The 17,887-nt window shown below is 59.4% G+C and carries 21 protein-coding genes; 14 read left to right on the forward strand and 7 right to left on the reverse strand.

What is annotated here, in order from left to right:
- The first annotated feature begins 2 nt into the window (after nt 1-2).
- From kdsA to ispD, 4 genes are all read left to right on the forward strand, one after another.
- The gene (gene kdsA / locus BHC62_RS18450) at nt 3-848 is read left to right on the forward strand and encodes a 3-deoxy-8-phosphooctulonate synthase (RefSeq protein ID WP_010212442.1); all 846 of its coding nucleotides are present in this window, start codon (nt 3-5) and stop codon (nt 846-848) included.
- A gap of 156 nt (nt 849-1,004) precedes the next feature.
- Entirely contained in the window at nt 1,005-2,294 is a 1,290-nt protein-coding gene (gene eno / locus BHC62_RS18455; RefSeq protein ID WP_029297253.1) for a phosphopyruvate hydratase, read from the forward strand.
- A 171-nt stretch (nt 2,295-2,465) separates the two neighbouring features.
- Nucleotides 2,466-2,744 (forward strand): cell division protein FtsB, encoded by a 279-nt coding sequence (gene ftsB / locus BHC62_RS18460; protein WP_029297251.1) that lies wholly within the window; start codon nt 2,466-2,468, stop codon nt 2,742-2,744.
- Nucleotides 2,741-3,448 carry a 2-C-methyl-D-erythritol 4-phosphate cytidylyltransferase gene (gene ispD / locus BHC62_RS18465; protein WP_029297249.1) on the forward strand — a complete coding sequence of 236 codons (708 nt, stop codon included), beginning with the start codon at nt 2,741-2,743 and terminating at the stop codon, nt 3,446-3,448. The genes ftsB and ispD overlap by 4 nt, the downstream gene beginning before the upstream one ends.
- Nucleotides 3,449-3,575: 127 nt before the next feature.
- On the opposite strand, the gene BHC62_RS18470 is transcribed toward ispD, so the two are convergent.
- Nucleotides 3,576-4,472, reverse strand: coding sequence for a LysR substrate-binding domain-containing protein (locus BHC62_RS18470; RefSeq protein WP_070995747.1), 897 nt, complete (start codon nt 4,470-4,472; stop codon nt 3,576-3,578).
- Nucleotides 4,473-4,581: 109 nt separating this feature from the next.
- Between BHC62_RS18470 and BHC62_RS18475 the strand changes: the two genes are divergently transcribed.
- The 8 genes from BHC62_RS18475 (at nt 4,582) to rpoS (ending at nt 11,700) form a co-directional block, all read left to right on the forward strand.
- On the forward strand, nt 4,582-5,694 hold the full coding sequence (locus tag BHC62_RS18475) for an S-(hydroxymethyl)glutathione dehydrogenase/class III alcohol dehydrogenase (protein ID WP_029297245.1): 1,113 nt from the start codon (nt 4,582-4,584) through the stop codon (nt 5,692-5,694).
- Nucleotides 5,695-5,702: 8 nt separating this feature from the next.
- On the forward strand, nt 5,703-6,548 hold the full coding sequence (gene fghA / locus BHC62_RS18480; protein WP_029297243.1) for an S-formylglutathione hydrolase: 846 nt from the start codon (nt 5,703-5,705) through the stop codon (nt 6,546-6,548).
- Between the two features lie 54 nt (nt 6,549-6,602).
- Nucleotides 6,603-7,076, forward strand: a complete 474-nt coding sequence (gene ispF / locus BHC62_RS18485; RefSeq protein ID WP_029297241.1) for a 2-C-methyl-D-erythritol 2,4-cyclodiphosphate synthase — start codon at nt 6,603-6,605, stop codon at nt 7,074-7,076.
- Nucleotides 7,073-8,131, forward strand: a complete 1,059-nt coding sequence (truD, locus tag BHC62_RS18490; RefSeq protein WP_029297239.1) for a tRNA pseudouridine(13) synthase TruD — start codon at nt 7,073-7,075, stop codon at nt 8,129-8,131. The genes ispF and truD overlap by 4 nt, the downstream gene beginning before the upstream one ends.
- Nucleotides 8,119-8,868: a 5'/3'-nucleotidase SurE gene (gene surE, locus BHC62_RS18495; protein WP_029297237.1), complete on the forward strand. Its 750-nt coding sequence runs from the start codon at nt 8,119-8,121 to the stop codon at nt 8,866-8,868. The genes truD and surE overlap by 13 nt, the downstream gene beginning before the upstream one ends.
- A 41-nt stretch (nt 8,869-8,909) precedes the next feature.
- On the forward strand, nt 8,910-9,545 hold the full coding sequence (locus BHC62_RS18500) for a protein-L-isoaspartate(D-aspartate) O-methyltransferase (protein ID WP_169865481.1): 636 nt from the start codon (nt 8,910-8,912) through the stop codon (nt 9,543-9,545).
- A 211-nt stretch (nt 9,546-9,756) separates the two neighbouring features.
- Nucleotides 9,757-10,590, forward strand: coding sequence for a peptidoglycan DD-metalloendopeptidase family protein (locus BHC62_RS18505; RefSeq protein ID WP_070995748.1), 834 nt, complete (start codon nt 9,757-9,759; stop codon nt 10,588-10,590).
- Between the two features lie 105 nt (nt 10,591-10,695).
- On the forward strand, nt 10,696-11,700 hold the full coding sequence (gene rpoS / locus BHC62_RS18510; RefSeq protein ID WP_038446486.1) for an RNA polymerase sigma factor RpoS: 1,005 nt from the start codon (nt 10,696-10,698) through the stop codon (nt 11,698-11,700).
- A 195-nt stretch (nt 11,701-11,895) separates the two neighbouring features.
- Here the strand turns inward: rpoS and BHC62_RS18515 are convergent, their stop codons facing one another.
- On the reverse strand, nt 11,896-12,105 hold the full coding sequence (locus BHC62_RS18515; RefSeq protein ID WP_002554837.1) for a cold-shock protein: 210 nt from the start codon (nt 12,103-12,105) through the stop codon (nt 11,896-11,898).
- A gap of 392 nt (nt 12,106-12,497) precedes the next feature.
- Between BHC62_RS18515 and dcd the strand changes: the two genes are divergently transcribed.
- Together dcd and BHC62_RS18525 are read left to right on the forward strand one after the other, a co-directional pair.
- Nucleotides 12,498-13,064, forward strand: a complete 567-nt coding sequence (gene dcd / locus BHC62_RS18520) for a dCTP deaminase (RefSeq protein WP_003219273.1) — start codon at nt 12,498-12,500, stop codon at nt 13,062-13,064.
- A gap of 107 nt (nt 13,065-13,171) precedes the next feature.
- Nucleotides 13,172-13,369 (forward strand): hypothetical protein, encoded by a 198-nt coding sequence (locus tag BHC62_RS18525; protein ID WP_029297182.1) that lies wholly within the window; start codon nt 13,172-13,174, stop codon nt 13,367-13,369.
- A 186-nt stretch (nt 13,370-13,555) separates the two neighbouring features.
- Here BHC62_RS18525 and BHC62_RS18530 read toward each other — a convergent pair whose 3' ends face one another.
- From BHC62_RS18530 to BHC62_RS18550, 5 genes are read right to left on the reverse strand one after another with little or no spacing between them, the layout of a single operon-like run.
- Complete coding sequence (locus BHC62_RS18530) at nt 13,556-14,320, reverse strand: ABC transporter ATP-binding protein (protein WP_070995749.1); 765 nt, start codon at nt 14,318-14,320, stop codon at nt 13,556-13,558.
- Nucleotides 14,321-14,333: 13 nt separating this feature from the next.
- Nucleotides 14,334-15,452: a succinylglutamate desuccinylase/aspartoacylase family protein gene (locus tag BHC62_RS18535; RefSeq protein ID WP_070995750.1), complete on the reverse strand. Its 1,119-nt coding sequence runs from the start codon at nt 15,450-15,452 to the stop codon at nt 14,334-14,336.
- A 9-nt stretch (nt 15,453-15,461) separates the two neighbouring features.
- Nucleotides 15,462-16,172 carry an ABC transporter permease gene (locus tag BHC62_RS18540; RefSeq protein WP_029297172.1) on the reverse strand — a complete coding sequence of 237 codons (711 nt, stop codon included), beginning with the start codon at nt 16,170-16,172 and terminating at the stop codon, nt 15,462-15,464.
- Nucleotides 16,169-16,897 carry an ABC transporter permease gene (locus BHC62_RS18545; RefSeq protein ID WP_070995751.1) on the reverse strand — a complete coding sequence of 243 codons (729 nt, stop codon included), beginning with the start codon at nt 16,895-16,897 and terminating at the stop codon, nt 16,169-16,171. Before BHC62_RS18545 ends, BHC62_RS18540 begins: the two co-directional genes overlap by 4 nt.
- A 60-nt stretch (nt 16,898-16,957) precedes the next feature.
- On the reverse strand, nt 16,958-17,740 hold the full coding sequence (locus BHC62_RS18550; protein ID WP_070995752.1) for a transporter substrate-binding domain-containing protein: 783 nt from the start codon (nt 17,738-17,740) through the stop codon (nt 16,958-16,960).
- Nucleotides 17,741-17,887: the final 147 nt, after the last annotated feature.

A 17,887-nucleotide genomic window follows, 5' to 3' on the forward strand; every position in this document is an offset into this window, starting at 1 on the left:
TGATGGCCCAGAAGATCATTCGCGTAGGCGACATCGAGATTGCCAACGACAAGCCCATGGTGCTGTTTGGCGGCATGAACGTGCTGGAAAGCCGCGATATGGCGATGCAGGTCTGTGAAGAGTACGTAAAGGTTACCGAGAAACTGGGTATCCCTTATGTATTCAAGGCCAGCTTCGACAAGGCCAACCGTTCGTCCGTGACCTCCTATCGCGGCCCGGGCCTTGAAGAAGGCATGCGGATCTTCCAGGACATCAAGCAAGCCTTCGGCGTGCCGATCATCACCGACGTCCACGAGCCTGAGCAGGCGGCCGTGGTCGCCGAGGTGTGCGACATCATCCAGTTGCCGGCCTTCCTGTCGCGCCAGACCGACCTGGTGGTCGCGATGGCCAAGACCGGCGCTGTGATCAATATCAAGAAAGCCCAGTTCCTCGCGCCCCAGGAAATGAAACACATCCTGAACAAGTGCGTGGAAGCGGGTAACGACCAGTTGATCCTCTGCGAGCGTGGTTCGAGCTTCGGCTACAACAACCTCGTGGTGGACATGCTCGGTTTCGGCATCATGAAACAGTTCGAATACCCGGTATTCTTCGACGTGACCCACGCGCTGCAAATGCCCGGTGGTCGCGCAGATTCTGCCGGTGGGCGACGTGCCCAGGTGCTGGACCTGGCCAAGGCCGGTATCAGCCAGTCCCTGGCTGGCCTGTTCCTGGAAGCCCACCCGGACCCGGACAACGCCAAGTGCGACGGTCCTTGTGCCCTGCGCCTGGACAAGTTGGAGCCATTCCTGGCCCAGCTCAAGCAATTGGACGAACTGGTCAAGAGTTTTCCGACAGTAGAGACCGCGTAACCCGCGTTTCTCCGGTAAACTTTCCGCGCTTTATGCTCAGGTTCCAGGGCCTGGGCCTTGTCGCCTGCAAGCCTGCCCCGTTGTTCCACCCTTGCGGTCGGTCAAAAGATTTCCTTCAGCTGCGTCGTTTTCGTCAACTTTGGAGTGTTTACAACAATGGCAAAAATCGTCGACATCAAAGGTCGTGAAGTTCTCGACTCCCGTGGCAACCCCACCGTCGAAGCCGACGTGCTTCTCGATAACGGTATCATCGGCAGCGCCTGCGCGCCGTCCGGTGCTTCCACCGGTTCGCGCGAAGCGCTGGAACTGCGTGATGGCGACAAGAGCCGTTACCTGGGCAAGGGTGTCCTCAAGGCGGTAGCCAACATCAACGGTCCGATCCGCGACCTGTTGCTGGGCAAGGACCCGCTGGACCAGAAAGCCCTGGACCACGCGATGATCAAGCTCGACGGCACTGAAAACAAAGGCAGCCTCGGCGCCAATGCGATCCTCGCCGTATCCCTGGCGGCTGCCAAGGCCGCTGCACAGGATCAAGACCTGCCGCTGTACGCGCACATTGCCAACCTGAACGGCACTCCGGGCGTGTACTCCATGCCGGTGCCGATGATGAACATCATCAACGGTGGCGAACACGCGGACAACAACGTCGATATCCAGGAATTCATGGTGCAGCCAGTCGGCGCCAAGACCTTCTCCGAAGGCCTGCGCATGGGCACCGAGATCTTCCATCACCTCAAAGCTGTGCTGAAGGCCCGTGGCCTGAGCACTGCTGTGGGCGACGAAGGTGGTTTCGCACCGAACCTGGCGTCCAACGAAGATGCACTGAAAGTGATCTCCGAAGCGGTGGCCAACGCTGGCTACAAGCTGGGCACCGACGTGACCCTGGCCCTGGACTGCGCGGCCAGCGAGTTTTATGAAGATGGCAAGTACAACCTGTCTGGCGAAGGCCAGGTGTTCAACTCCGAAGGTTTCGCTGAATACCTGAAGGGCCTGACCCAACGCTACCCGATCATTTCGATCGAAGACGGCTTGGACGAGTCCGACTGGGACGGTTGGAAAATCCTCACCGACAAGATCGGCGAGAAGATCCAGCTGGTTGGCGACGACCTGTTCGTGACCAACACCAAGATCCTGAAAGAAGGCATCGACAAGAAGATCGCCAACTCGATCCTGATCAAGTTCAACCAGATCGGCACCCTGACCGAAACCCTGGAAGCTATCCAGATGGCCAAGGCCGCGGGCTACACCGCCGTGATCTCGCACCGCTCCGGCGAAACCGAAGACTCGACCATTGCCGACCTGGCCGTGGGTACCTCGGCGGGCCAGATCAAAACCGGTTCCCTGTGCCGTTCCGACCGCGTTTCCAAGTACAACCAACTGCTGCGTATCGAAGAGCAATTGGGCGGTAAAGCCAAATACAACGGTCGCGGTGAGTTTCGCGGCTGAGTAGTTGATGGTAAAAAGACAACGGATTGTGTCGGAAAACTCGCTGAAGAGTGAATTTGCGCACTAATCTGATGCCTATCAAGCACGAGCCTGGTTCTTCCAGGCTTCGTGCTATCAGTTGCTTCAAAAGTTTTGCATGGCTGTCTTTTTTCACTGGATACCCGATATTCGATGCGCAGTCCCAATTGGTTGTTCCTCGTCTTGCTCTTGCTGCTGGCTGGCCTGCAGTACCGCCTTTGGGTGGGCAATGGCAGCCTGGCGCAGGTAACCGACCTGACCCAGCAAATTGCCGCGCAGCACGCCGAGAACGAGGTGTTGCTGGAGCGCAACCGTGTACTCGATGCCGAAGTGCTTGAGTTGAAAAAAGGCATGGAGACCGTCGAAGAGCGGGCTCGTCATGAATTGGGCATGGTCAAGGAGGGCGAAACCCTCTACCAGTTGGCCCAATGAGTTCCTGTTTGCCGGCCTTCTGGGCCGTGATTCCTGCCGCGGGCGTCGGTGCCCGTATGGCCGCAGACCGTCCCAAGCAGTATCTGCAGTTGGGCGGGCGCACTATTCTTGAACACAGCCTGGGCTGTTTCCTCGACCATCCGAGCCTCAAGGGGCTGGTGGTCAGTCTGGCTGTGGATGATCCTTATTGGCCAAGCCTGGCGTGTGCTGGCGACCCGCGCATCCAGCGCGCGGACGGTGGTTCGCAGCGTTCAGGCTCGGTACTCAATGCGTTGCTGCAACTCAATGCCTTGGGCGCCAGCGATGACGACTGGGTGCTGGTGCACGATGCCGCCCGGCCGAACCTGAGCCGCGAGGACCTCGACACGTTGTTGGCGGAGTTGGCGCACGACCCTGTAGGCGGCTTGCTGGCTGTGCCGGCCCGCGACACCCTCAAGCGTGTCGACAAGCACGGGCGGGTCGTGGAAACCATTGACCGCAGCCTGATCTGGCAAGCCTACACGCCGCAAATGTTCCGCCTGGGTGCGCTGCATCGTGCCTTGGCCGATAGCCTGGTGGCCGACGCAGTTATCACCGACGAAGCCTCGGCCATGGAATGGTCCGGCCAGGCGCCGCGTCTGGTGGAAGGGCGCGCGGACAATATCAAGGTGACCCGGCCAGAGGACCTGGAGTGGCTCAGGTTGCGATGGGCCAATCGTAGCTAATCAGTTACACCGAGTTGACTCTATCGCAGGCAAGCCAGCTCCCACACTTGACCGCATTCCAGCAGGTATATGCGGCCAAGTGTGGGAGCTGGCTTGCCTGCGATGAGGCCGGGTCTGGCACTCCAGATCACCCGCCATACTCCGGCCGCCCAGCCAGCCCTTCCTTTAGGTAATCCACTAACTTGCGCACCTTCGGCGACAAATGCCGCTGCTGCGGATACAGCGCCCACACTGCGGTATTTGGCGGTTGATGGGCCTCAAGCAGTGAAACCAGCGCCCCGCTGTGCAAGTGCTCCAGCACGTAATAATCCGGCAACTGACACAACCCCACCCCCTGCAACGCCGCATCCAGCACTGCCTGCCCACTGTTGCAGCGCCAGTTTCCCTGCACCCTTTGGGAGAATTCGCGCCCATCCTGGGCCAATTGCCAAATATCCGAGCTGCCGATCAGGCAGTTATGCCGGCTCAGTTCCGACAAGCTATGTGGGCGTCCATACCTTTCCAGGTACGACGGCGACGCGCACAGATACATGCGCCGCGGTGCCAGGCGGCTGGCGACCATTCGCGAGTCCTGCAGGCGCCCCAGGCGAATCGCCAGGTCCAGGCCTTCATGCACCAGGTCGAGCGGGCGGTTGCTCAGTTCGATATCCACCCGCAATTGCGGATACAGCCCCATGAAGCGTGTAACCAGTGGCACGATAAAACGTTCGCCATAGGCCACCGCGCAGGTCATGCGCAACATGCCCTTGGGCTCGCTGGTCAGGTCGCCCACGGCGCGCAAGGCTTCTTCACGCCCGTCTTGCAGGCGCTGGCAATGCTGGAGGAAGGTCTGGCCGGCCTCGGTCAGCGTCACCCGCCGGGTACTGCGATAGAGCAAGCGGGTTTGCAGGCGCTCCTCCAGGCGTGCCACCTGGCGGCTGATATGCGACGAAGACACTCCAAGACGTTCTGCTGCGGCGGTGAATTGGCTGCATTCGGCCACGGCGACGAATTCATCGATGCCTTCCCAGCGGTTTTCCAGCATGCAGATTGTCCCTGTATGGCAATAATGTTTTGCTTTTGCCTGGATTATTAATCAGTGGGCCATGTTTTACACTGCCCGTCTCACTTTTCAAGCCCCTGGAGAAACCCGGATGATCAAGTCACGCGCCGCTGTCGCCTTTGAAGCCAAGAAACCGCTGGAGATCGTGGAAGTGGATGTGGCCATGCCCAAGGCTGGCGAAGTCCTGCTGCGTGTGGTCGCTTCCGGGGTTTGCCATACCGATGCCTACACCCTGTCGGGCGCCGATCCTGAAGGTATTTTCCCGTCGATCCTGGGCCACGAAGGCGGCGCAGTGGTCGAAGCCATTGGCGAGGGTGTGACCTCGGTAGCGGTGGGCGACCACGTGATCCCGCTGTACACCCCGGAATGTGGCAAGTGCAAATTCTGCCTGTCGGGCAAGACCAACCTGTGCCAGGCCATCCGCGCAACCCAGGGCAAAGGTCTGATGCCGGACGGCACCACGCGTTTTTCCTACAAGGGTCAGCCGATTTTCCACTACATGGGGACTTCGACCTTTTCCGAGTACACCGTGCTGCCGGAAATCTCCGTGGCCAAGATTCCTAAAGAAGCCCCGCTGGAAAAAGTCTGCCTGCTGGGTTGTGGCGTTACCACTGGCATCGGTGCGGTGATCAACACCGCCAAGGTCAAGCCAGGCGATACCGTTGCCATCTTCGGCCTGGGCGGGATTGGCTTGTCGGCTGTGATCGGCGCGGTGAAAGCCAAGGCCGGTCGTATCATCGCCATCGATATCAACCCGGCCAAGTTCGAGATTGCCAAGCAACTGGGCGCCACCGATTGCATCAACCCGAAAGACTACGACCGCCCGATTCAGGATGTGATTGTCGATTTGACCGACGGCGGCGTGGACTTTTCCTTCGAGTGCATTGGCAATGTACAACTGATGCGCGCCGCACTTGAGTGCTGCCACAAAGGCTGGGGCGAGTCGGTGATCATCGGTGTCGCCGGTGCCGGTCAGGAAATTGCCACCCGTCCGTTCCAACTGGTGACCGGCCGCGTCTGGCGCGGTTCGGCATTCGGTGGCGTGCGTGGCCGCAGCGAGTTGCCAAGCTACGTGGAAATGGCCCAGACCGGCGAAATCCCCCTGGATACCTTCATCACCCACACCATGGGCCTGGAAGATATCAACAAGGCTTTCGACCTGATGCATGAAGGCAAGAGCATTCGCACCGTCATCCATTTCTGAGGTCGGCCATGAGTCTGGAAAACCTGTCATGCCAGAAGAGCTTCGGCGGCTGGCACAAGCGTTACAAGCATCATTCCGAGGTGCTGGACTGCGACATGACCTTCGCCGTCTACCTGCCGCCCCAGGCGGAGCAGGGCGGCAAGCTGCCGGTGTTGTACTGGCTGTCGGGGCTGACCTGTACCGATGAAAACTTCATGCAGAAGGCTGGCGCGCATCGTGTGGCGGCCGAGCTGGGAATGATCATCGTCGCGCCGGATACCAGCCCTCGTGGGCCGGGTGTGCCGGGGGATCCGGACAACGCCTGGGACTTTGGCCTGGGGGCCGGGTTCTACCTGAATGCCACGCAGGAACCTTGGAGCAAGCATTATCGGATGCACGACTATGTCGTGCAGGAATTGCCGGCGTTAGTTGAAGCGCATTTCCCGGCTTGCGACAAGCGCGGCATCAGTGGCCACTCCATGGGCGGGCACGGTGCGTTGGTGTGTGCCTTGCGCAATCCGGGGCGCTATCAGTCGGTGTCGGCCTTTTCGCCCATCAATAATCCGATGGATTGCCCTTGGGGCCAAAAAGCCTTTTCTCGCTACCTGGGGGAAGAGCGCTCCAAGTGGCGCGAATGGGACGCCTGCGTGCTGATCAGCGAAGCCTCGCAAAAGCTGCCATTGCTGGTGGATCAGGGCGATCGCGACGACTTCCTGGCCACCCAACTCAAGCCCGAGGCCTTGTTGCAGGCTGCCAAGGCGGCGGGCCATCCGCTGGAGCTGCGCCTGCAACCGGGCTATGACCACAGCTACTTCTTTATCGCCAGCTTCATCGAGGACCACTTGCGTCATCATGGACGTGCTTTGCTCGGTTAATGTCCGGCAAAAGTAGGTAGAATCACGCCCTGAATTAAATCGGGGCGTTTTTTTATGCGTATTGGCCACGGCTATGATGTGCACCGTTTCGCCGAAGGCGACTTCATCACCCTGGGCGGCGTGCGCATTGCGCACCACCATGGGTTGCTGGCTCATTCCGACGGCGACGTTGTGCTGCATGCCTTGAGCGATGCCTTGCTCGGCGCAGCGGCGTTGGGGGATATCGGCAAACACTTTCCGGACACCGACCCCACTTTCAAGGGCGCGGACAGCCGCGTGCTGCTGCGGCATGTGGTCGGCCTGATCCATGCCAAAGGCTGGAAGGTCGGCAATGTCGATAACACCATCGTTGCCCAGGCGCCAAAGATGGCGCCGCATATCGAATCGATGCGCGCCGTGATTGCCGCCGACCTGCAAATAGAACTGGATCAAGTCAACGTGAAAGCCACCACTACCGAAAAGCTCGGGTTTACTGGTCGTGAAGAGGGCATCGCGGTGCACTCCGTCGCCTTGTTGTTGCGCGCATGAACGACCTGCAATTGTTGGGCCCTAGGGCCTATGGCGAGGCACTGGGCAGCGCGGCGCTCAAGGCCACGGCCGAAGATTTCCAGGTGGATGAAGTGCTGGATATCCCGCTGACTGGCGAGGGTGAGCACCTGTGGTTGTGGGTCGAAAAGCGCGGGCTGAACACTGAAGAGGCTGCGCGGCGCATTGCCAAGGCGGCCGGTGTGCCGTTGCGCACTGTCAGCTATGCCGGCCTCAAGGATCGCCAGGCGCTGACGCGCCAGTGGTTCAGCGTGCAGTTACCGGGCAAGGCCGATCCCGACTTGAGCGCGGCGCAAAACGACACCCTGAAGATTCTCAAGACCGCTCGCCACAAACGCAAGTTGCAGCGTGGTGCACATTCGGCCAACGGTTTTACCCTGCGCCTGACCCAACTGGCGGGCGACCAGGCTGCTATCGATGCGCGCCTGCAATTGATCGCCAAGCACGGGATTCCCAATTATTTCGGCTCCCAGCGCTTTGGCCACAACGGCGGCAATGTCGTCGATGCCCGCGACTGGGCGGCCCGCAAGGCGCTGCCGGAGCAGCGCAATGTGCGTTCGCGCCTGCTGTCGACGGCGCGCAGTTTTGTGTTCAATAAAGTGTTGGCGGCACGGGTTGCCGATGGTTCGTGGCAGCGGGCCCAGGTCGGTGACCTGCTGGCATTCACCGATAGCCGCAGCTTTTTCCCGGCGGGGGAGGCGGAGTGCAGCGATCCACGCCTGGCGATCCTCGACCTGCATCCCACCGGCCCGCAATGGGGTGAAGGCGATTCGCCCGCCACTGGCGCCACCCATGAACTGGAACAAGCGGTTGCTGCGAGCGAGGCGGACCTGTGCGATTGGCTGGCCAAAGCCGGCATGAGCCAGGAACGTCGCATTCTGCGACTGCCCATTGGCGGGTTGACGTGGCATTATCCCGAGACTGACATTCTGCAATTGGAATTCGTCCTGCCGGCCGGATGCTTCGCCACTGTCTTGGTGCGCGAGCTTGTTGATCTGGTGCCGGTGGGGCAGACGGACAGCCCATGCGTATTCTGATATCTAACGACGACGGGGTCACCGCACCCGGCCTTGCCGCGCTTCATGCTGCGCTGGCGGATTACGCCGAGTGCGTGGTGGTTGCCCCCGACCAGGACAAAAGCGGCGCCAGCAGTTCGCTGACGCTCGACCGTCCCTTGCACCCGCAGACGCTGGCCAACGGCTTTATCAGCGTCAATGGCACGCCGACCGATTGCGTGCACCTGGCGATCAACAGCTTGCTGGCCGATGAGCCGGACCTGGTGGTTTCCGGGATCAACCTGGGCGCCAACCTGGGCGATGACGTGTTGTACTCCGGCACTGTGGCGGCGGCCCTTGAAGGGCGCTTCCTGGGGCGCACGGCTTTCGCTTTTTCGCTGGCGTCGCGGCAGGTGGATAACCTGGCGACCGCTGCGTATTTTGCGCGCAAGCTGGTCGAGGCCCACGGCACGCTGGTGCTGCCGCCGCGTACGGTGCTCAACGTCAATATCCCCAATCTGCCCCTGGACCATATTCGCGGTATCCAGTTGACCCGCCTGGGCCATCGCGCGCGCGCGGCGGCACCGTTGAAAGTGGTCGATCCCCGTGGCAGGGAAGGCTACTGGATTGCCGCAGCGGGCGACGCCGAGGATGGCGGACCGGGCACGGACTTTCATGCGGTGATGCAAGGTTATGTTTCGATTACCCCGTTACAACTTGATCGCACATTCAATGATGCCTTCGGTGGGCTCGATCCCTGGTTGGAGGGGCTGCGCTGATGGCTCGTGAACAGGACGACCTGTTGCGCCGTGGCATCGGCATGACCTCCCAACGCACCCGTGAGCGTTTGATCCAGCGGCTTTACGAAGAGGGCCTGTCCAACGCCCAGGTGCTGGAAGTCATCCGCCGTACACCGCGCCACCTGTTTGTCGATGAGGCCCTGGCCCATCGTGCCTACGAAGATACCGCGTTGCCCATTGGCCACAACCAGACCATCTCCCAGCCCTATATGGTGGCGCGGATGAGCGAGTTGCTGTTGGCTGCGGGTCCTTTGGACAAAGTGCTGGAGATTGGTACGGGGTCCGGGTACCAGACGGCCGTGCTCTCGCAATTGGTCGAGCGGGTGTTTTCCGTCGAGCGGATCAAGGTCTTGCAGGACCGGGCCAAGGAGCGCCTGGTGGAGCTGAACCTGCGCAACGTTGTGTTTCGCTGGGGGGATGGCTGGGAAGGCTGGCCGGCATTGGCGCCCTACAACGGCATCATCGTGACGGCCGTCGCCACCGATGTGCCCCAGGCACTCCTCGATCAACTGGCACCGGGTGGACGCCTGGTGATACCGGTGGGCTCGGGCGAAGTGCAGCAGTTGATGTTGATCGTGCGCGAAGAAGAAGGTTTTTCCCGGCATGTCCTGGGAGCGGTGCGTTTCGTTCCGTTACTTAATGGGCCGTTGGCCTGATCATTTGTCACGGCGCACTGAATTCTATTGCTGGGTATGTGTCTTACAGCGGGGTTCATTGAGTCAACATCAAGTTGGGTAGTTTATAAACGAGATGAATTTTTCGTTTCTACCTTGTTGCCGGTTAAAGTCTGGCAGCCAGTTATACTTGCGACATATTTCAAGCCTGATACAGGCGTTCATGTTTCAGCCACCACAAAGGGAGCGGCGGGTGAGTCTCACAGTCATTGCGCAGCGTATGAGTAAAACGAGCTTTCAGCGACTGGTGATTGGCCTTGTCTTGAGTTCCTTGCTGGCTGCCTGCTCCAGCACAGGTAGCGGCGCGCGGGTTGTCGACCGCAATAGCGCAGCACCGCAACGGCCTACGGTGACCACCGGGCAATACGTGGTGCGCAAGGGCGATACGATGTTCTCGATCGCCTTCCGTTATGGCTGGGACTACAAGGCGCTCGCAGCGCGTAACAATATTCCTGTGCCCTATACTATCCATCCGGGGCAGACCATCCGTTTCGATGGACGCACGGGTTCGGCACCCACGGTAGTTGTGACAAAATCCGGTTCCTCGGCCTCTTCTTCCAGCAAGACTACGGTCTTCACCCGGCCTGCAGGCACCGTTGCGCCTAAGGTTGCGAGCAAGCCGGCACCCGCGCCGTTGCCACCTGCGGGACCTGCGCCGACCGGTTGGGGATGGCCCTCAAATGGCATCCTGATTGGAAAATTCTCTTCAAACGGTAGTTTGAATAAAGGCATTGATATCGCCGGGGATTTGGGACAGCCTGTTTTAGCTGCGTCTGATGGGACCGTTGTATACGCCGGGAGTGGTTTACGGGGCTACGGCGAATTGGTCATCATCAAACACAGCGATACCTACGTCAGTGCCTACGGTCATAACCGCAGGTTGTTGGTTCGGGAGGGGCAGCAGGTCAAAGTCGGACAGACAATTGCCGAAATGGGGTCGACTGGTACAGACCGGGTGAAACTGCACTTTGAGATTCGCCGCCAGGGTAAACCTGTAGATCCACTGCAATTCCTACCCCGGCGTTGATGTGTTGTCAGCCTGTTCCCTCACGTAGAAGGAACAGGCTCCAGCGTTGCCAAGGATAAAGGCGTCGCTTGAGCTTGAGGTCGAACTCACCAAAGGACTATAACAATGGCTCTCAGTAAAGAAGCGCCGGAGTTTGACATCGACGATGAGGTTCTCCTTATGGAGACCGGCATCGGTACGGAATCGATGTCGAATGAGGGACCCGCTGTACCTTCAGTTCGTACCAAGTCCAAAAACTCCACAGCGTTAAAACAGCATAAGTATATTGATTACACCCGGGCGCTCGATGCTACCCAGTTGTACCTCAATGAAATCGGCTTTTCCCCCTTGCTCACTCCCGAAGAAGAAGTCCATTTTGCGCGACTGTCGCAAAAGGGTGATCCGGCTGGGCGCAAACGCATGATTGAAAGCAACCTGCGCCTGGTGGTGAAAATCGCCCGACGCTACGTCAATCGTGGGCTGTCCCTGTTGGACCTGATCGAAGAAGGCAACCTCGGTCTGATCCGGGCCGTGGAGAAGTTTGACCCAGAGCGCGGTTTTCGCTTCTCGACCTACGCCACGTGGTGGATTCGCCAGACCATCGAGCGTGCAATCATGAATCAGACCCGGACCATCCGGCTGCCGATTCATGTCGTCAAGGAGCTGAACGTGTACCTGCGGGCGGCACGTGAACTCACCCAGAAACTTGATCATGAACCTTCGCCTGAAGAGATCGCCAACCTGCTGGAAAAACCGGTGGGAGAGGTCAAGCGCATGCTGGGTCTTAATGAGCGTGTGTCTTCGGTCGATGTCTCGCTGGGTCCGGACTCGGATAAAACCCTGCTGGACACCCTGACGGATGACCGGCCAACGGATCCGTGCGAGCTGTTGCAGGACGATGACTTGTCACAGAGCATCGACCAATGGCTTTCAGAGTTGACGGACAAGCAGCGTGAGGTGGTGATTCGCCGCTTTGGCCTGCGTGGCCATGAAAGCAGCACCCTGGAAGATGTAGGCCTGGAAATCGGCTTGACCCGTGAGCGGGTGCGGCAGATCCAGGTGGAGGGTCTCAAGCGCTTGCGGGAGATCCTGGAGAAGAATGGTCTGTCGAGCGAGTCGTTGTTTCAATAACGACGCTTGAGCCAATGTGGGAGCGTGCTTGCTCGCGAATGCGCAGTATCAGTCGACAGATGTACCGACTGATCCACTGCATTCGCGGGCAAGCACGCTCCCACATTTTTTTGTGCTCGACCATAACGACCGAATGGCGGGCATAAAAAAACCCCGCTTTTAAGGGCGGGGTTCTTTCGACTGAGTCAGTACAAGTTAGATAACTTGAACTTCTTCAGCTTGCATGCCTTTCTGACCGCGGGTAGCGATGAAAGAAACCTGTTGGCCTTCTTTCAGGCTTTTGAAGCCGTCGGATTGGATAGCTTTGAAGTGAACGAACAGGTCGTCACCGGATTGTGGAGTGATGAAGCCGAAGCCTTTTTCATCGTTGAACCACTTAACGGTACCAGTTTGGCGATTAGACATGGTGTATCTCCTTGGACAAAGTTAACTGCGACTCAGGAAAAGCCCTGGCCGAGACTGAGTGCAAAGAGCAGGAAAAATTCTTGGAGATGGTTGGATCGAAATTCAACATATCGTGTAGAGATTCTCAGTGACACAAGCAGCACAGTGGCGCCACCTTAACCCTTTTTCCGGAACGTGCCAATGGTATTTCCGAAGGTTTCTCTATTTTCGTGACTGGCGGTGCCTTTTACAGGCCTGCGGCCCTTTGATTCTGGGGCAGCGCTCGCCCCGCACGGCTGACAGTGACCGGGCTCAACTTAATCAAGAAAAACCCCCGCGTCCTTTGAACCGCGAGGCCAGCCCCGGTAAGATGCCCAACAGAATTTTCCACCTCGCTATTCAGGACACCCGCCATGAGCATCAAATCGGACAAGTGGATTCGCCGCATGGCGCAAGAGCACGGCATGATCGAACCCTTCGTCGAGCGCCAGATGCGCGGTGAGGGCGCCGAACGCCTGATTTCGTTCGGGGTTTCCAGCTACGGCTACGATGTGCGTTGCGCCGATGAATTCAAGGTGTTCACCAACATCAACTCGGCCACCGTCGATCCGAAAAACTTCGATGAAAAGAGCTTCGTCGATGTGAAGAGCGATGTGTGCATCATCCCGCCTAACTCCTTCGCCCTGGCGCGCACTGTCGAGTTTTTCCGTATCCCGCGTAATGTCCTGACCATCTGCCTGGGCAAGAGCACCTACGCGCGCTGCGGCATCATCGTCAACGTGACGCCGCTCGAGCCGGAATGGGAAGGCCACGTGACCCTGGAGTTCTCCAACACCACCACCTTGCCCGCCAAGATCTACGCCAACGAAGGCGTGGCGCAGATGCTGTTCTTCGAGTCCGATGAAGAGTGCGAAGTGTCCTATAAGGACCGTGGCGGCAAGTACCAGGGCCAGCGCGGCGTCACTTTGCCACGCACCTGATCGAAACGTCTTACAGAGCAAGGGAATTTGTCAGCGGGCAGGCACTCTATTGGGTGTATTGCCTCGGCGCGTGCACAGCGCGCCGAGCCACGCTTGAGGAGTACCCTATGAAGATCGACCCGCGAATCAGCGCCGAACTTGCCCGGCTTGAACCCAACCAGATTGGTGTTCTGGCCTGGTCCTTGATGGCCGACCCCGCCGCTGGCGGTATCCCTGGCCAGCCTGACCCCGATACCCCGGAACAACCTACCGAACCTGGCGTACCGACCCTGCCGGACGAGCCACCACCCGCGCCTGTGGCTTGATACCTGTGGCGAGCGGGCTTGCCCCGCGCTGGGCTGCGCAGCAGCCCTGAAACCTGACACCGCAGTTCACCTGGATAAATGCGGCATAGTTATCTGGACTGTGGCAAGCCCGCTCGCCACAACCACAACCACAACCAGGCCAGAGTCTGAACAACCTTTTCGCCAGGCCTCAGCGTTGTGCGCTGTTTATTTCAGGCTGCCACTCAAAAACTGCTGCAATCGCGCGCTTTTCGGGTGGTCCAGCACCTCTTGCGGGGTGCCTTCTTCTTCCACCAGGCCTTGATGCAAAAACAGCACCTGGCTCGATACCTTGCGCGCAAAACTCATCTCATGGGTCACCATGATCATGGTCCGCCCCTCTTCAGCCAAACCCTGGATCACCTTCAATACTTCGCCGACCAGTTCCGGGTCGAGGGCCGACGTTGGCTCGTCGAACAGCATCACCTCCGGCTCCATCGCCAGGGCGCGTGCGATAGCTACCCGCTGCTGCTGGCCACCCGACAGGAACGCCGGGTACTGGTCCGCTACCCGTGCCGGCAGCCCAACCTTGTCCAGATAACGCCTGGCGCGGTCCTCGGCGTCCTTTTTGCTACACCCCAAGACCCTGCGGGGGGCCATGGTGATGTTCTCCAGCACGCTCATATGGCTCCATAGGTTGAAGTGCTGGAACACCATCGCCAGGCGGGTACGCAGGCGCTGTAACTCGGCCTCGTCGGCCACGCGCATACCATGGCGGTCGCCGACCATGCGGATCGGCTGGCCATCAAGGCTCATGGCGCCGTCATTGGGTTGTTCAAGGAAGTTGATGCAACGCAGGAAGGTGCTTTTCCCCGAACCGCTGGCGCCGATCAGGCTGATCACATCACCGCTTTTGGCCTTTAGCGAAACCCCTTTGAGCACTTCATGGTCGCCATAGCGTTTATGCAGGCCTTCAACGGTCAATTTGTACATGGGGCGTGCATCCTCAAGGCGATAGTAAATAGCCACTGCGATAGGGCGTATGTCCGGCGACATGGGCAATCACCATGCCGGCCGTGGCCATGCGCCGCAGCGACCGGGCATACAGCAGGCCGGCGTACCGGCAATGAATGGGGCTGACGCGGTCGTGAATGGGGTCGATGACTTCGGCGACCAACTGCCCGGCCTCGAGGTATTCCCCTGGCAGCGCGTGAAACACCAGCAGGCCGCCTACAGGGATGGTCACCGGCTCGACGGCGGCAAGCGGCGTGGCGGGGTAGGGCAACCCGGGTAGGGGCGCAGGTTCGCCGCTGATGGCGCCAAAGTGCATCAGGTAGTCGATGATCGCCTGACAGTCGAGGCTGGCCAGGCCGTGATTGACATCACCCTGGCCGCGCAACTCCAGGGTCACCGAAAAGCTGCCCAGGGGAATCGCGAAGCGTTGGCCAAACCGTTGCTGCAACTGCCACCAGAGCAGGGTGAAACACTCATCGAAGGACTGCCCGCCGGAATCGGTGGCCAACAGGCTGGCTTCAGCGCCGATGTAGCGGGCCAACGGCTCGACCTGGGGCCAGGCCTCGGGTGTGGTGTACAGATGGGCGACGGCTTCGAAGTCGCAATGCAGGTCCAGCACCATATCGGCATCACAGGCCAGGCGTTGCAGCACAAGGCGCTGGGATTGCAGTTGCGTGGTGGGTATATGGCGGTCGAGAGCCTGGCGCAGGCTCTCGCGGATCAGTGCGACGTTAAGCCGTGGATCATCCCCCAGCAGGCCTTCGACCTGATTGCCAACCTCTTCACTGAGGTCAATAAACAGACGATTGAAGTTCTGCCCGCTCTCCAACTCGTAGCGGCCCAGGGGAATATCCATCAATACCTGTTCCAGGCCTACCGGGTTGGCGACGGGCACCAGCACGATTTCGCTACGCAGGCGGCCGGCAGTGGCCAGTTCCGCCAGGCGCGCCTTCAAGTGCCAGGCCACCAGCATGCCGGGCAACTCGTCGGCGTGCAGCGAGGCCTGGATATAGATTTTTCCTTCGGCCTGCTCTGGCCCGAAGTGGAAGCTGTGGATCTGCCGTGCGGTGCCGGGCAGCGGTGCGAGGATGGGATGAATCTGTTGCCGCATAGGGGCTCCTTAATGACCAGGCCCGAGAAAGGCCAGCCAGCGACGCTCCGCCAGACGAAACAGACCGACCAGGGCAAACGTCACGGTCAGGTAGATCAGCGCAGCGATACCAAACGATTGGAACGTGAGGAAGGTGGCCGAGTTGGCGTCCCGGGCCACTTTGAGGATGTCCGGGATCGTCGCGGTAAAGGCCACCGTCGTCGAGTGCAGCATCAGGATCACTTCATTACTGTAGTACGGCAATGAACGACGCAGGGCCGAGGGCATGATCACGTAGGCATACAGTTTCCAGCCGCTCAGGCCATAAGCTTTCGCCGCTTCTACCTCACCGTGGGCCATGCTGCGGATGGCCCCGGCGAAGATTTCCGTGGTGTAGGCGCAGGTGTTGAGGGCAAACGCAAGCAGGGTGCAGTTCATTGCGTCGCGAAAAAACGCATCCAGCACCGGCTGGGCACGAATGGCAGCCAGGCTGTAGATGCCGGTGTAGCAAATCAGCAACTGGATGTAGAGCGGCGTGCCGCGAAACAGGTAGGTATAAAACTGCACCGGCCAGCGCACCCAGCGGTTGGGCGAGACGCGGGCGATGGATAACGGGATCGACACCACGAAACCGATGCAGAGCGAAGCCGTGAGCAGCCACATCGTCATGGCCAGGCCCGTTATGTGGTTGCCGTCGCTGTAGAGGAAGGGGCGCCAGTATTCCTGCAAGAGTTCGATCATCGCACCGCCTCCCGAACGCCTGCCGCGTAACGGGTTTCCAGCCTGCGCAGGACGAAGTTTGATGCGCTGGTGATGGCCAGGTAGATCAAGGCCGCGACCACCAGGAAAAAGAACAACTGATAGGTACTTTTGCCCGCGTCCTGGGCGGCCTTGACCACGTCGGCCAGGCCGATGATCGACACCAGTGCCGTGGCCTTGAGCATCACCATCCAGTTATTGCCGATACCCGGTAGGGCAAAGCGCATCATTTGCGGGAAGGTCACGTAGCGAAAGCGCTGCCGGCGTGTGAGGCCATAAGCCGTGGCGGCCTCCAACTGGCCGCGGGGCACGGCGAGGATCGCACCGCGGAACGTCTCGGTGAAATACGCACCGTAGATAAAACCCAGGGTAATCACCCCGGCGCCGAACGGGTTGATCTCGATGTATTCCCATTCCATGTAGTCGGTGAAACTGGTCAGCCAGGTTTGCAGGCTGTAGAAAATCAGCAGCATCAGCACCAGATCCGGCACGCCGCGAATCAGGGTGGTGTAGAGCTGGGCGGGGATGCGCAACAGCGCCACGCTCGACAACTTGGCGCTGGCCCCGAGCAGGCCCAGCACGACGCTGACGGCCAGGGACAGCACTGACAACTTGATGGTCATCCAGGTGCCTTGCAGCAATAGCGGGCCAAACCCTTGCAGGCTGAACGCGCCAAGCCCGAGGGTCTGCAGCAGGTCTTCAAACATGGGGTATGCCCTTGGCCATCGATAGTGCGCCCACCCCTTGGCGGAGTGGGCGCCGCAGCATTACTTGCCGCTGTACAGGTTCAGATCGCCAAAGTGTTTTTTCTGGATGGTGGCGTAGGTGCCATCATCGTGTAACGCTTTGATACCTTTATCCAAGAGGGCTTTCAGCTCTTTGTTACCTTTTGCGATGCCCACGGCGGTCTTGGAGGGCAGCATTTCGCTGTCTACCGGCTTGCTGACTTCGTAGTCCGCGCCTTGCGGCGACTTCAAAAAGCCCAGCTCGGCTTGCAGCATGTCCTGGATCGATGCATCAAGGCGGCCCGAGGTCAGGTCGGCATACACCTGGTCCTGGTTCTGGTAGGCCTGGGTTTTTACCCCGGCTTTGTCCAGCACGGCCTTGGCATAGGCTTCCTGGATGGTGCCTTGCTCATAACCCACGGTCTTGCCTTTGAGCGACGCAATATCTTCGCTCAGGCCGGCGCCTTTCTTGAACACGTAGGAAGTGGGGCCGGAAAACAGCTCGCTGGAGAAGTCGATAGCCTTCTCGCGGGCCGGGGTCACGGTCATCGACGAAATCACGCCGTCGAACTTCTTGGCTTTGAGGCCCGGGATCATGCCGTCAAAGTCGCTTTCTACCCACTTGCACTTGACCTTCAGCTCCGCACAAATGGCGTTGCCCAGGTCGATATCGAAGCCCACCAGGCTACCGTCGGCCGCCTTGGATTCAAACGGCGCGTAGGAAGGGTCCACACCAAAACGCAATTCTTTGTATTCCTTGGCCAGGGCGGTACCGGCGGCCATGCACAGAGCGAGTGCAGAAAGGGTCAGCAATGCTTTTTTCATTATGTAATCCCTGGAAACCACGATAAGCGCTTGTGGCGCGATTAGGACTGTTACTGAACGGGGTCAGGCAAATCGCAAGTAGCAATTTCTGCACCATAGTTGCGAACGGTCTTTTTAATAGGTGGGATTACGCGAAGGGTAACGTGG

This window comes from Pseudomonas sp. 06C 126 (assembly GCF_001855215.1).
Classification (GTDB): domain Bacteria; phylum Pseudomonadota; class Gammaproteobacteria; order Pseudomonadales; family Pseudomonadaceae; genus Aquipseudomonas; species Aquipseudomonas proteolytica.